The organism is Dyella sedimenti, assembly GCF_022760995.1.
GTDB lineage: Bacteria > Pseudomonadota > Gammaproteobacteria > Xanthomonadales > Rhodanobacteraceae > Dyella > Dyella sedimenti.
Genome location: NZ_JAKWJO010000011.1, coordinates 66523 through 79803, shown reverse-complemented (window position 1 = coordinate 79803; position 13281 = coordinate 66523). Strand labels below are relative to the sequence as shown.

General features: G+C 68.0%; 9 protein-coding genes. 6 read left to right on the top strand and 3 right to left on the bottom strand.

All coding sequences use genetic code 11. The annotated features are described in order from the left end of the window. Nucleotides 1-13 precede the first annotated feature (13 nt). Nucleotides 14-2143 carry an elongation factor G gene (gene fusA / locus MJ605_RS18245; RefSeq protein WP_243042973.1) on the bottom strand — a complete coding sequence of 710 codons (2130 nt, stop codon included), beginning with the start codon at nt 2141-2143 and terminating at the stop codon, nt 14-16. 343 nt (nt 2144-2486) lie between these two features. On the opposite strand from fusA, the gene MJ605_RS18240 reads away from it, so the two are divergent. The 4 genes from MJ605_RS18240 (at nt 2487) to MJ605_RS18225 (ending at nt 7519) form a co-directional block, all read left to right on the top strand. Then, on the top strand, nt 2487-4922 hold the full coding sequence (locus MJ605_RS18240; protein WP_243042972.1) for a TonB-dependent receptor plug domain-containing protein: 2436 nt from the start codon (nt 2487-2489) through the stop codon (nt 4920-4922). Between the two features lie 96 nt (nt 4923-5018). Next, nucleotides 5019-5399 carry a TraR/DksA family transcriptional regulator gene (locus MJ605_RS18235; protein ID WP_243042971.1) on the top strand — a complete coding sequence of 127 codons (381 nt, stop codon included), beginning with the start codon at nt 5019-5021 and terminating at the stop codon, nt 5397-5399. Between the two features lie 76 nt (nt 5400-5475). Next, entirely contained in the window at nt 5476-5964 is a 489-nt protein-coding gene (gene msrB / locus MJ605_RS18230) for a peptide-methionine (R)-S-oxide reductase MsrB (protein WP_243042970.1), read from the top strand. Nucleotides 5965-6088: 124 nt separating this feature from the next. Beyond that, complete coding sequence (locus MJ605_RS18225; RefSeq protein ID WP_243042969.1) at nt 6089-7519, top strand: amidohydrolase family protein; 1431 nt, start codon at nt 6089-6091, stop codon at nt 7517-7519. A gap of 43 nt (nt 7520-7562) precedes the next feature. On the opposite strand, the gene MJ605_RS18220 is transcribed toward MJ605_RS18225, so the two are convergent. Then, entirely contained in the window at nt 7563-8795 is a 1233-nt protein-coding gene (locus tag MJ605_RS18220) for an OprO/OprP family phosphate-selective porin (RefSeq protein WP_425601031.1), read from the bottom strand. A gap of 285 nt (nt 8796-9080) precedes the next feature. Here MJ605_RS18220 and MJ605_RS18215 point away from each other — a divergent pair, with 285 nt between their 5' ends. After that, complete coding sequence (locus MJ605_RS18215; protein ID WP_243042967.1) at nt 9081-10814, top strand: amidohydrolase; 1734 nt, start codon at nt 9081-9083, stop codon at nt 10812-10814. 74 nt (nt 10815-10888) lie between these two features. Here MJ605_RS18215 and MJ605_RS18210 read toward each other — a convergent pair whose 3' ends face one another. After that, nucleotides 10889-11683 carry a hypothetical protein gene (locus MJ605_RS18210; RefSeq protein WP_243042966.1) on the bottom strand — a complete coding sequence of 265 codons (795 nt, stop codon included), beginning with the start codon at nt 11681-11683 and terminating at the stop codon, nt 10889-10891. A gap of 358 nt (nt 11684-12041) precedes the next feature. Between MJ605_RS18210 and MJ605_RS18205 the strand changes: the two genes are divergently transcribed. Further along, on the top strand, nt 12042-13274 hold the full coding sequence (locus MJ605_RS18205) for an NnrS family protein (RefSeq protein WP_243042965.1): 1233 nt from the start codon (nt 12042-12044) through the stop codon (nt 13272-13274). The last annotated feature ends 7 nt before the right edge of the window (nt 13275-13281 follow it).

The window sequence follows — 13281 nt, the reverse complement described above, 5'->3', positions numbered from 1 at the left end:
TCCCGCCGCAGGATCACTTCGCCTCTTTCTCCATCAGCTTGTCGACCAGGTTCGCGGGCACTTCCTCGTAGTGGTCGAACTCCATGGTGAAGGTGCCGCGCCCGCGCGTGGCCGAGCGCAGGTAGTTGATGTAGCCGAACATCTCCACCAGCGGTACGAAGCCCTGCACGAACGCCTGCGCGCCGCGCTGCCCCTGGTCGCTGACGGTGCCGCGGCGGCGGTTGATGTCGCCGATCACGTCGCCCAGGTACTCCGGCTCGGTGACCACCTCCAGCCGCATCACCGGCTCCAGCAGCTTGGGCCTGCTCAGGCGCTGGGCCTCGCGGAAACACTGGCGGGTGGCGATCTCGAAGGCCAGCGCGGATGAATCCACGTCGTGGAACTTGCCGTCGACCAGGCGCGCCTTGAAGTCCACCACCTCGTAGCCGGCCACCTGCCCCTCGCGCGCCTCCACCGTCACCGCGTGCTCCACCGCGGGGATGTATTCGCGCGGGATCCGTCCGCCCACGATCTCGTCGGAGAACACGACGCCGCTGCCCGAGGCCTGCGGCTCGAAGATCATGGTGACCTCGGCGAACTGGCCCGAGCCGCCCGACTGCTTCTTGTGGGTATAGGTGTGCTGCACCGGCTGGCCGAAGGCCTCGCGGAAGCTCACCTTGGGCTTGCCCATGCTGGCGTCCACGCCCAGCTCGGTGCGCATGCGGTCGATGGTCACTTCCAGGTGCAGCTCGCCCATGCCCTTGAGCACGGTCTGCCCGGTTTCCTTGTCCACCTCCAGCCGCAGCGAGGGGTCGGCCTTCACCATCTTGTAGAGCGCGGCGGACAGCTTGTCCACGTCGTTGCGGTTCTTGGGCTCCACCGACACGCTGATGACCGGGTCCGGAAAGCGCATGCGCTCCAGCAGCGCTGGATGCGCCGGGTCGCAGAGCGAATCGCCGGTCTCGGTCTCCTTCATCGACACGAACGCGCAGATGTCGCCCGCGCGCACCTCGTCGATCTCGTGGGTGGCGTTGGCCTGCACCTCCACGATGCGGCCGACGCGCTCCTTCTTGCCGCGCGTGACGTTGAGCAAGGTGTCGCCCTTGCGGATCACGCCGGAATACACGCGGCAGAAGGTGAGCGTGCCGAACTGGTCGTTGATCACCTTGAAGGCCAGCGCGCGGGCCGGCGCATCGTCGACCACTCCCTGCTCGCCCACCGCGTGGCCGTCCTCGTCCACCAGCGCGATGCCGCCGTTCTCGCCGGGATACGGCAGGTAGTCCACCACCGCGTCCAGCAACTGCTGCACGCCCTTGTTGCGATAGGACGAGCCGCACAGCACCGGCACCAGCTTGCCCGACACGCAGCCCAGCCGGATGCAGCGCTTGAGCGTCTCCAGGTCGTGCTCGCCGGTCTCGATCAGGCGGTCGAAGGCAGAGTCGTCCATGGCCAGCGCGTATTCCAGGGTCTCCTGGCGCAGCCTGGCCAGGTCGTGCACCCAGGCCTGGTCGCCCACGGCGGAGAACGACACGTGCTTGTGGATCTCCTCCAGCGGCACGGTCTCCCACGGGCTGTCCTTGTCGTCGCCCTTCCACAGGTAGCCCACGCCGGCCACCAGGTCGGCCATGCCCACGAACTCGTCGTGGCTGCCCAGCGGCACCTGGCACAGCAGCGCGTTGGCGCCCAGGCGCTCGCGGATGCCCTTCACGCAATGGGCGAAGTTCGCCCCGGTGCGGTCCATCTTGTTCACGTAGCACAGGCGCGGCACGTTGTACTGGTCGGCCAGGCGCCAGTTGGTCTCGGTCTGCGGCTCCACGCCGGCCACGCCGTCGAACACCACCACGGCGCCGTCGAGCACGCGCAGGCTGCGGTTCACCTCGATGGTGAAGTCCACGTGGCCCGGCGTATCGATCAGGTTGATCTGGTAGCCTTTCCACTCGGTCGAGACCGCCGCCGACTGGATGGTGATGCCGCGCTTGCGCTCCTGCTCCAGGTAGTCGGTGGTGGTGGAACCCTTGCCGTCCTTGGTGTCGTGCACGTCCACGATCTGGTGCTTGCGCCCGGTGTAGTACAGGATGCGCTCCGTCGTGGTGGTCTTGCCGGCGTCGATATGCGCAATGATGCCGATGTTGCGGTACAGCTGAAGCGCCTTCTTGCGTGCCATGTGCCCGTCCAAGGTTGCCAGAGTGGCGGCGCCGGCCGCGAAACCGCGCGCCGGCGCCGTGATGATGCTTGCCATATAGGGTCATCCAGGCCGACATCAATGCTATGTGAAGGCCGCATCCCGATCCTGAAGGCTCATCGATGCCGCCCGATACCGGCGTGACCGGCGCCGCCTCCTACCCCATGCCGGCGCGCCGGCTCGCTCATGAAACGCGGTTATGTCGCCCAAACGATTCGTCATTGGACATCTTTGGACGTCTATACCGCTGTTGACTCCTTGTGTCATGCAAGGCTAGCCTGCAACTGCTGCACCGCATCACTTTTTCTCTGGGGAGTACCGCACCATGCAGAAGAACCATAACGGCCTCAAGGCCGCGCAGACCGTCCTTGCCCTCTCGATCCTCGCCGCCCTCCCGTATGCCCATGCGCAGGATGCCAGCGCGCCGTCCGCCGACAACGTCAAGAAGCTCGGCACCGTCATCGTCACCGGCACGCGCGCCGACAACCGCACCGAAAGCAGCTCGCTCACGCCGATCGACGTAGTCTCGGCCGACGTGCTCAAGCAGACCGGCACCAACGAACTGTCCACCGCGCTCGCCCGCATCATTCCCTCGCTGACCTTCCCGCGCCCGTCGGCGGCCGACACGGCCGATTCGCAGCGCCCCGCGCAGCTGCGCGGCCTGTCGCCAGACCAGGTGCTGGTGCTGGTGGACGGCAAGCGCTGGCATCCGGGTGCCATCCTGCTCACCAACGGCGTGCTGGGCCGCGGCTCGCAGGCGGTGGACCTCAACACCATACCGATCGGCGCCATCGACCATATCGAGGTGCTGCGCGACGGCGCCTCGGCCCAGTACGGCTCGGATGCCATCGCCGGCGTCATCAACGTCGTGCTCAAGAAAGGCGCCCAGGGCGGCGAGGTGGACGTCACCGGCGGCCAGTACTCGGCAGGCGACGGCCGCCAGTGGCAAGGCTCTGCCAACGTCGGCATCCCGCTGGCCGACAAGGGCTGGATCCGCTTCACCCTGCAAGACGGCAACCAGGACTACACCAATCGCGCCGAACCCAACCGCACGCGCCCGTGGGAAGGCACCACCCAGCGCTACGGCGACCCGGCGGTGAAAGACCACAACCTGTTCCTGAACGCGCAGTACGACATCACGCCCGGCGTGCAGTTCTACGCGTTCGGCCACTACAGCGACCGCGACACCACGTCGCCGGCGTTCTTCCGCAACCTGGCCAACAGCAACTCGGTGCCGTCGATCTATCCCAACGGCTACCTGCCGCTGGAGCACGCCGCCTCCACCGACCGCTCGCTGGTGTTCGGCCTGCGCGGCAAGACCGAGGGCGGCTGGCGCTGGGATGTCAGCGGCAACTACGGTGGCAACCGCGTCTCCTACGCCACCGAGAACAGCGTCAACCGCGCCTTCCTCCATGACTTCGGCTACAGCCCCACCGAGTTCCACGACGGCATCCTCAACGCGTCGCAGCAGGCCTTCGACGTGGACATCGCCAAGGAGCTGTCCACTAGTTGGCTGCCCAACCCGGTGACGCTGGCCTTCGGCGCCGAATACCTGCGCCAGACCTACAAGATCGAGCCCGGCGACTTGACCTCCTGGTATACCGGCACCTCGGGCGTCGCCGGTGGCGCGCAGGGTTTCGGCGGCTTCCAGCCCAGCGACTCGGGTTCCTACAGCCGGCACGACGTGGCCGAGTACCTCAGCCTGGAAACCAATCTCACCGACCGCTTCGGCACCTCGCTGTCGGTGCGCCACGAGGACTACAGCGACTTCGGCAGCACCACCTCCGGCGCGCTTGCCGGCCGCTTCGACTTCACCGACCGCTTCGCCCTGCGCGGCAGCGCCTCCACCGGCTTCCGCGCGCCCTCGCTGGCGCAGCAGCACTATTCCTATACCTCATCGCTGTACTACGGCGAGGGCAATTCGCTGCACCTGCCGGCCGGCATCTACAACACCGGCAACGTGCCGGTGAACAGCGCGATCGGCCAATTGCTGGGCGCGCAGCCGCTCAAGCCCGAGAAGTCGCACAACTACACCCTGGGCGCGGTGTGGAACCCGATCGACGCGCTCAACCTGAGCCTGGACATCTACCAGATCACCATCGACAACCGCATCACCCTGTCGAGCAACCTGGCCACCACCTCGCCCACCGTGCAGGCCTACCTGGCCGCCCACGGCATCGCCAACACCAACTACAGCGGCATCGCCTACTTCACCAACGCGGTGGACACCCGCACCCAGGGCATCGACCTGGTGGGCAGCTACCTCAGCGACTTCGGCGACGCCGGCTCCCTGCAGAGCACGCTGAGCTACAACTACAACAAGAACAAGGTCATCGGCATCAAGCCGAACCCGGCCATCCTCGACCAGCTCGGCGTCAACCTCAAGCGCATCGACCGCCGCGACCAGTACGGCCTGCTGGCCGACACCACGCCGCGCAGCAAGCTGATCATCGACGAGATCTACCACCTGGGCCGCTGGAGCCTGGACGGCACGCTGACCCGCTACGGCAGCTTCGTCTCCTATAACTCCACCACCGCCAGCCTCGACCAGACCTTCGGCGCCAAGTGGATCCTGGACCTGGCCATCAACTACAGCCTGGACCGCTGGACCTTCACCCTGGGCGGCGACAACGTGCTCAACACCTATCCGGACCGCGTGATCCCCGCCAACGACAACAGCGGCACCATGCCCTACTCGGTATTCTCGCCGTTCGGCTTCAACGGCGCCTACGTGTACGGCAAGGTGGCCTACCGCTGGTGAACCCGCCAGGCCCGCCGCATGCCGGCGGGCCTTCACCGCGTTGAAACGGGGGCTATGCCATAGCTAGGGGACTCATCCACGCCACGGAGATGCCCCATGCCCGCTGAGCCGGCTACCCTCACGCCCGCCTTCATCGCGCAGCAGCGCACGCGCCTTGAAGCACTGCGCCGGCAGGTACTGGGTGGCGAACTGGCCGCCAACGCCGGCCGCCGGGACTTCGAGGAACTGCATGGCGACGAACCTACGGAGTTCGAGGACCGGGCCCAGGACGCCGCGCAGGAGGACGAGCGACAGGCGCAACGCGACGTGGACCAAGCACGCGTCGGGCGTATCGAGCGCGCCATGCGCAAGATCGAGGAAGGCACCTACGGCTACTCCGACCTGAGCGGCGCCCCCATTCCGCGCGCGCGCCTCGAAGCCATGCCCGAGGCCATCCTCACCCTCGAGGAAGAACAGGATCAGGAGCGGCGGCGCTAGGTCCGGCTTGAAAAGGCATTCATAGCAACCATAACGGCGCACACGCCCCGCCGTGGATGACCCGAGGAAAGTCGCCGTGAGTGACGCCACCCCGTTCGATCTCTCGCCACCTTCGCCGCTGCAGTTCGATCAGTTGGCCGCCACCCTCACCCAGGACGAGCGCGACGTGCTGCTCGCGCACGGCACCGAGGCACCGTTCTGCGGCGTGCTGCTCACCGAGAAGCGCTCCGGCGTGTATGCCTGCCGGCTGTGCGGCCTGCCGCTGTTCCTCGCCGGGACCAAGTTCGACAGCCGCACCGGCTGGCCCAGCTTCACCGCGCCGTTCGACGAAAGGCACCTCACCTACGTGCGCGACACCAGCTACGGCATGGTGCGCACCGAGATCCGCTGCGCGCGTTGCGGCAGCCACCAGGGCCACGTGTTCGACGACGGCCCGCCGCCCACCTACCAGCGCTATTGCATCAACTCCGTGGCACTGCAGTTCGTGGCCGACGGCGATCCCCTGCCCGACAAGCTGGGACGCGGTGCCCCCGAGGGCACCGTGCTGCGATCCGCCACGCCCTGATCGTCCATCGCCAGCGGCGGCGACCGCATAAGCCTGCCATCGCGCTGCCGCCGCCCCGCCCGGCCGAGCCATCCGTCGCCCCGGCTGCTAGCATGCTTGCCCACTTCACAGGGGAGAACAAAGCATGGCATGGCGTCAACGATTCCAGGCGGCGGCCCTGGCCGGGCTGCTGCCGGCCCTGGGCCTGGCGGCCGACGGCAAACCGGCCACCGACAAGGACTTCACCGCCTACGCCCAGCCGGTGATCGCCTTCACCCACGCTACCGTGGTGGACGGCACCGGCGGCAAGGCGGCACATGACCAGACGCTGGTGATCGACCATGGGCGCATCGCCGCGCTCGGCAAGAGCAGCAAGGTCAAGCCGCCCGAGGGCGCCACCGTCATCGATGCGCAGGGCAAGACCTTGCTGCCGGGCTTCGTGATGGTGCATGAGCACATGTTCTATCCGGCGGGCGGCGCCGAGTACAACGAGATGAGCTACAGCTTCCCGCGGCTGTACCTGGCCGGTGGCGACACCACCGTGCGCACGGCCGGCTCGATGATGCCGTACGCCGACCTCAACGTGCGCGACGCCATCGCCAGGGGAACCGTCATCGGCCCCGACATGGACGTGACTGGCCCCTACCTCAACGGCCCCGGCCTGCCGATTCCGGCAGTGCACGCGCTCGGTGGCCCGGACGATGCCGAACGCACCGTCAACTATTGGTCCGACGAGGGCGTCACCTCGTACAAGGCGTACATGCAGATCACGCGCGACGAGCTCAAGCGCGCGATCGACACGGCGCATGCGCGCAAGGCCAAGGTCACCGCGCACCTGTGCTCGGTCACCTACCGCGAGGCGGTGGAGCTGGGCATCGACAACCTGGAACACGGCTTCTTCGTCAGCACCGACTTCGTCAAGGACAAGCAGCCGGACCGGTGTCCGGCCAACGCCGACGTGCGCCAGTCGCTGGCCGACCTGGACCCCGCCTCGCCCGAGGTGGCCTCGCTGATCCGGCTGATGGTCCAGCGCCATGTCGCGCTGACCTCCACGCTGACCGTGTTCGAGACCTTCGTCGCTGGCCGCCCGAAGGCGCCGGCGGGCGCGCTGGCGCTGATGCTACCGGAGGTGCGCGCGCAGTACGAGGCCAGTTGGAGCCGCGCCCAGGCCGGCAAGAGCGGCTACTCCGCCGAAACCTACGCCAAGCTCGCCCGGCTGGAGAAGCAATACGCCGATGCCGGCGGCCTGTTGCTGGCCGGCACCGACCCCACCGGCTACGGCGGCGTGGTGCCGGGCTTTGCGTCCAAGCGTGAGATCGAGCTGCTGGTGGAAGCCGGCTTCCGCTTCGAACAGGCGGTGCAAGTGGCGACGCTCAACGGCGCCCGCTACCTCGGGCGCGATGGCGAGGTGGGCACGCTGGCGGTGGGCAAGCGTGCCGACGTCGTGGTGATCGACGGCGACCCGCTGAAGGACGTCGCCGCCATGGAACGCATGCCGCTGGTGTTCAAGAACGGCGTCGGCTACGACACCCGGAAGATCTTCGACGCCATGCACGACAGCGTGGGCCTGCATTGAGAATGCATGCCGGTGGCGCCGTCCCGCGGCGCCACCGGCATGGCTAGAAATAGACCTGCGCGCGCACCTCGACGATGCGCGGATTCACCGTGAGATTGCCGCGGTCGCTGAAGGCCCAGACGTAGTTGGCCTGTACCTTCAGGTGCTCGCCGATGTACCAGTTCAGGCCGGCCGTCCAATCGTGCTCCTTGCCGCCGGTGACGGCGCCATCGTCCAGGTCCAGCTCGCTGTAGCGCGCCGCCACCTCCAGCGCGCCCCAGGCGTGCGTCGGGCGAATCACCTGCAGGTCGCGTCCGCTGTAGCGGCGGTCGGCCACGTTGCCGTCGCTGTAGTAGCGTGACTCGCCGGTCAGCGTCCAGGTGGCGAACAGGTAGTAGCCGCTGCTGTCGTAGTCCGGCTTGCCGCCGTAACGGTCGACCTGGGCCTTGAGGTATTCGCCCTGCAGCGACCAGGGCCCCTCGATCCACAGCGCCTCGAAGCCCTGCCGGTCCACCCGCTTGCTGTATGGCAGATTGCCCGAATCGACCAGCCGCACGGGCGACAGGCCATCCTCCGGCCGCGCGCGCAGCCGGGCGGCCGGCAGCACGGTGCCCTGGTCGGCCCAGTCGAGCTTTTCGCGCGAGGCGGACACGCCCAGGTGCAGCACCCGGCCCGGGCGGTTGAGCGGCATCCAGGCCGCGCGCGCCGCCCAGGTGCGGCCCGGGTTGTTGCCATCGAAGTCCTTGCGCCAGAAATAGTCGCCGATGTTGAGGATGAAGTGCGGACGGATCCACGCCCAGTCGACGCCGGCGCGGCGCCCTTCCCAGATCGCCTGGGTCGGCAAGGCGGTCTCGATGAAGGTGGTGGCCGAGGAACTGGTGACGCCCTCGAAACCCACCGGCGTCTTCGAGTAGCCGAAGCGCACGTTGCCAAGGTCCGCGCCCACCACGCCGCTGCTGCGGAAGCGCACGAACGCGTCCGCCCACTGCCGCGCCTGGTAGTCGTACTGCACGATGGCGTCGTACACGCCGGGCTTGCGCAGGTATACGCCCAGGTAGCGGCGCCGGTTGGTGTGCGCGTCCTCCAGCCGCCCGCCATCGTTGGAGAACTGGTTGAGGTCGTACTGGTACAGCACCGCCAGGCCGAAATCGGTGCCGTCGCCGGCGGTGACGTGCGTGGGCCAGTTGCCGTAAAAATCGTAGCCGTCCGCGAAGCAACAGCCCGAGCACGCCAGCAGCAGGGATACGCCCTGTTTCAGGCGCAGGGCGGAACGGTTCGCGCGACGCTCGTGCGGCATGGTCATGGTCTCGCCTCCCAACGAGTCATGGCATCCTGGCCAGGAAACCGCATGGCCGGAAATGACATTTGTGCATGTGCACATGAATCCTCGCCGTGGATTTGGCCGTCCATTCACCGGACGGCCCGCTGCGGCACGATAGAGGCGCGCGACCCGATCCGGCCTGTCCCATGCGCTTAACGCGGACACACGAGCAATGCCTGGCCGGGGCCACGGTCACGAAAGCTCGACATGGCCGCACGTACACCTGTGCCCCGGATGGACCATGCCCGGGAGACGGCATCCATGACCGCACACCCCACGCTCATCATCCACAATGCCAGGATCCACACCGGCGTGGCGCGGCGCCCGGAGGTGCAGGCACTGGCGGTGAATGGCCGGCGCATCGCCGCCGTGGGCACCGACGGGCAGATCCGCTCGCTGGCCGGGCCGGCCACCCTGTCCATCGATGCGGGCAGGCGGCGGGTGATTCCCGGGCTGATCGACTCGCACCAGCACCTGATCCGCCAGGGCCACCACTACAACCTCGACCTGCGCTGGGAAGGCGTGCCGTCGCTTGCCGATGCGATGCGCCTGCTCGCGGCCCAGGTCGAACGCACGCCGCCGCCGCAATGGGTACGCGTCGATGGCGGCTTCTCCGAGCACCAGTTCGCCGAGCGCCGCCTGCCCACGCTCGACGAGCTCAACCAGGTGGCGCCCGACACGCCCGTGCTCATCCAGCACCTGGGCGAGCACGTGCTGCTCAATGCCGCCGCGCTGCGCGCCTGCGGCTATACCCGCGATGCGCCCGACCTGCCGGGAGCGCACGTCGCGCGGGACGACAACGGCATGCCCAGCGGATTGCTGGTGGCCTCGCCGAACGTGTCCCTGCTGGACCAGGCGCTGGCGCACGCGCCCCAGCTGCCCTACGAGTACCAGATCAACGCCACGCGCCACTTCATGCGCGAACTCAACCGTCTGGGCATCACCAGCGTGATCGACGCCGGCAGTTCCGCGCGTCACTACCCGGAGGACTACCGGGTCATCGAGGAACTGCAGTTGCATCGCCAGCTGACGGTGCGCATCGCCTACCACCTGTGCGCGCATACGCCCCATGGCGAGCAGGCCGATTTCTCGGCCCTGGTCGCCGCCCTCTCGCCCAACCAGGGCGACGATTTCTACCGGCTCAATGGCGCCGGCGAGCTGCTCGCGTACTCGGCCGTGGATTTCAGCCATTTCCGCCAACCGCGGCCGGAACCGCCGCCTGTCATGGAAGGCGAGCTCGAGGCGGTCATCCGCGTGCTCGCCAGCCGCCGCTGGCCATGGCGCATGCATGCCACCTACGACGAAACCATCGGCCGCGCGCTCGACGTGTTCGAGCGGGTCGACCGCGAACTGCCGCTGCGCGAGCGTCCCTGGTTCCTCGATCATGCCGAGACGGTGACGGAACGCAACCTCGAACGCATCGCCAGGCTCGGCGGCGGCATCGCCGTGCAACCGCGCATGGCCTACCAGGGCGAATACTTCGTGGAACGCTACGGCGCGCAAGCCGCCGCGCACGCGCCGCCGCTCAAGCAGATCCTGGCCATGGGCATACCGCTCGGCGCGGGCAGCGATGCCACGCGCATGGCCAGCTACGATCCGTGGAGCACGCTGCACTGGCTGGTCACCGGCAAGACCGTGGGCGGGCTGCCGCTGCGCGCCGCCGACCAGCGCCTGGACCGCGCCACCGCGCTCGCGCTGCATACCCGGGGCAATAGCTGGTTTTCCGGCGAGCAGGACACCAAGGGCCAGCTCGAGGTCGGCCAGCTGGCCGACCTGGCTGTCCTGTCCCAGGACTACTTCGCGGTGGCGGACGACGCCATCCGCGGGATCGTATCCGAACTGACGGTGGTGGACGGCCGCATCGTCTATGCCGACGGCGCCTTCCGTGCGCACGATCCCGCACCGCCGCCCGTCCTTCCCGAATGGTCGCCGGTCAACCACGGCAGCCGCTGCTGGCGGCCGCCGCGCCTCGACGCCATGGCCGCACCTGCCTAAATTCGCCGGGATGACGAGCAGGTCGCGCACAGGGCGCGCTCCTACAGCGCTGGGATGGCTTGTTTGAATCGGCGCTAAAAGCGCAAGCGCAGGAACAGCGAAGGTCCCTTCAGCCGCATGTCCAGGTTGGCCCGGTAATTGGTGTGGTTCTGGTCCAGGCGGATTCTGGTGTAGCCGTATTCGCCACCGAGGCCGAGGTTCTCGATGGGAAACCATTCCAGGCCCACCGCCGCGTTGTAGATGTGGCCCGCCAGGTTGCCGCCGTTCTTCTTCACGCCGTAGGCGTCCGCATAGATGCGCAGGTCGTGGCTGAACGCGTGCCGCCAACCCAGTTGCAGCACGGGCGCCCATGCGGTTTCGTGGGTGCTGGCGGAAGCCTGCGCGGTTTCGTCGTCCAGCGACACCTGTCCGGCGATACGCGCCTTCACGCCGTAGTAGGCGGCACCCAGCCCCAGCCCGAACACGTCGCTGCCGGTGCCGAACCACCAGCGGTAGGCCGCGCTGCCGAAATTGAAGTTGAGCTTGCCATCCACCCGTGCCGACGCCGGGTAGTCGTTGCCGTCGAAACTGAGGTCGCGCCCGATCGAACGGCTGTGCGTGCGGTCGAGGCCGTAGAAATCGAACGAGAAACCCTGGTGGTCGCCGATCAGGAAATCCAGCCGCGCGCGCGGCACGGTCTTGTGCTGGCGGAAGCCCAGGTCGTCCTCCAGGCCGAAGCTGCCGTTGTACTGGCCGCTGCGATCGCTGGCGCCGATACGGGTCTGCGTGTCCGAATAGAACGCGCCGACCCACAGGCTGGCACGATCGAGCGCTGGCGAGGTATCGGCCCATGCACTGGCGGTGCCGAGACAGGCGGCACCGAGCAACACGGCGCGTAAGCAAGCAAAACGTAGCGGTTTGGCATATCGAATCATCATTGTTCTCCCTGGGCGCAAGCCGCACCGTAGGAGCGCCAATGTCGACGAGCGGTCCTCATGGCGTGACCATTGCGCATAGAGGAGCTGCCTACACTCAGTTACTTCATCGCGCCTTACGCATGCTCTCGACGTTCTGCGCACATGGATGGCGCAGGCCTGGCACGCATGATGCGTTACGGATCCACGGTTGAGGACCGACACGTTGTCCCATCGGGCCCACCGGTGAGGGAACGCGGCGCATTCTGACTCAGATCAGGGCGTGGTCCTGGCAGCCATTGTCAGACTCCGCCTGCTTTCTTTCATCTCGACCATGGCCGTCACCACCGCATCCCCCTCTCCGAGCGCGCCCTTCGCCATCCTGCTGGCGGCGCCGCACCGCGCCATGTTCCTGATCGGCGCGCTGGCCCTGCTCGGCAGCATGGGCTGGTGGACCTGGGTGCTGGTGGCAGCATGGCAAGGCCTGCCCTTTCCCCGCCAGGCCATGCCGGTGGCCTGGGCCCACGGCTTCCTGATGCAGTACGCCACACTGGCGCCCTTCGTACTGGGCTTCCTGCTGACGGTGTTCCCGCGCTGGCTGAACCTGGCCGGGATTCGGCGCCCCCTCTATGCCAGCGTGTTCGCCGGCATGTCCGGCGGCGCAGCGCTGGTGCTGGCCGCGCAAAGCGGCGTGCCGGCATGTCTGCCGGTGGGCGTGGCCGCGATGCTGCTTGGCTGGCTGTGGGCCCTGGGCGCGCTGGGCATTCGCCTGCGCCAGAGCCGCTATCGCGACCTGTGGGCCAATGCGGCCTACGCCGCGCTGGTGTTGGGTGCGCTGGGCCTCACCCTGGCCCTGGCCTACGCCTGCGGCGCGCCGGCCTGGCTGATGCCCGCCGCCAACACCATCGGCACCTATGGCCTGCTGGCTCCCGTCTACCTCACGGTGGCGCACCGGATGGTGCCGTTCTTCTCCAACAACGCCGTGCCCGGGTATCGCGTCGTGCGTCCGGCCTGGTCGCTGCTCGTCACGCTGGCCCTGAGCCTGGCGCACCTGGCCTGCGACCTGGCCGGCCTGGAGCGCTGGCGCTGGACGGTGGACCTGCCCATGGCTGTGTTGCTGGGCTGGCAATGGCTCGCCTGGCAACCCTGGAAGGCACGCCGGCCAGGCCTGCTCGCGGTGCTGTACATCGCCCTGGCCTGGCTGCCGCTGTCTTTCGCGATGCTCGCCGCCGACAGCCTCGCCCTGTTTCGTACCGGCGGCAGCGGCTGGGGCCGTGCCCCGCTGCACGCGCTGACCATCGGTTTCTTCGCTTCCATGCTGGTGGCCATGGTCACGCGCGTCACCCATGGGCATTCCGGCCGGCCGCTGGTCATGGGGCCGGTGCCGTGGTTCGCCTTCGCCGGCATCCAGCTGGCCGCCGTGGTGCGCGTGCTGGCCAATGCCAGCGCGCGTCCCTGGCCGCTCTACGTGGCCGCGGCCGGGCTTTGGTTGCTGGCGCTGGCGCCGTGGGCCGCGCGCTCGGCCTGGATCTACCTGACGCCCCGCCGCGACGGCAAGCCCGGCTGAAGCGCGG

Bases quoted from the DNA above. Each gene is read 5' to 3' on its own strand.
- fusA (WP_243042973.1), bottom strand. From the start codon at position 2,143: ATGGCACGCAAGAAGGCGCTTCAGCTGTACCGCAACATCGGCATCATT.
- MJ605_RS18240 (WP_243042972.1), top strand. From the start codon at position 2,487: ATGCAGAAGAACCATAACGGCCTCAAGGCCGCGCAGACCGTCCTTGCC.
- MJ605_RS18235 (WP_243042971.1), top strand. From the start codon at position 5,019: ATGCCCGCTGAGCCGGCTACCCTCACGCCCGCCTTCATCGCGCAGCAG.
- MJ605_RS18225 (WP_243042969.1), top strand. From the start codon at position 6,089: ATGGCATGGCGTCAACGATTCCAGGCGGCGGCCCTGGCCGGGCTGCTG.
- MJ605_RS18220 (WP_425601031.1), bottom strand. From the start codon at position 8,795: ATGCCGCACGAGCGTCGCGCGAACCGTTCCGCCCTGCGCCTGAAACAG.
- MJ605_RS18215 (WP_243042967.1), top strand. From the start codon at position 9,081: ATGACCGCACACCCCACGCTCATCATCCACAATGCCAGGATCCACACC.
- MJ605_RS18205 (WP_243042965.1), top strand. From the start codon at position 12,042: ATGGCCGTCACCACCGCATCCCCCTCTCCGAGCGCGCCCTTCGCCATC.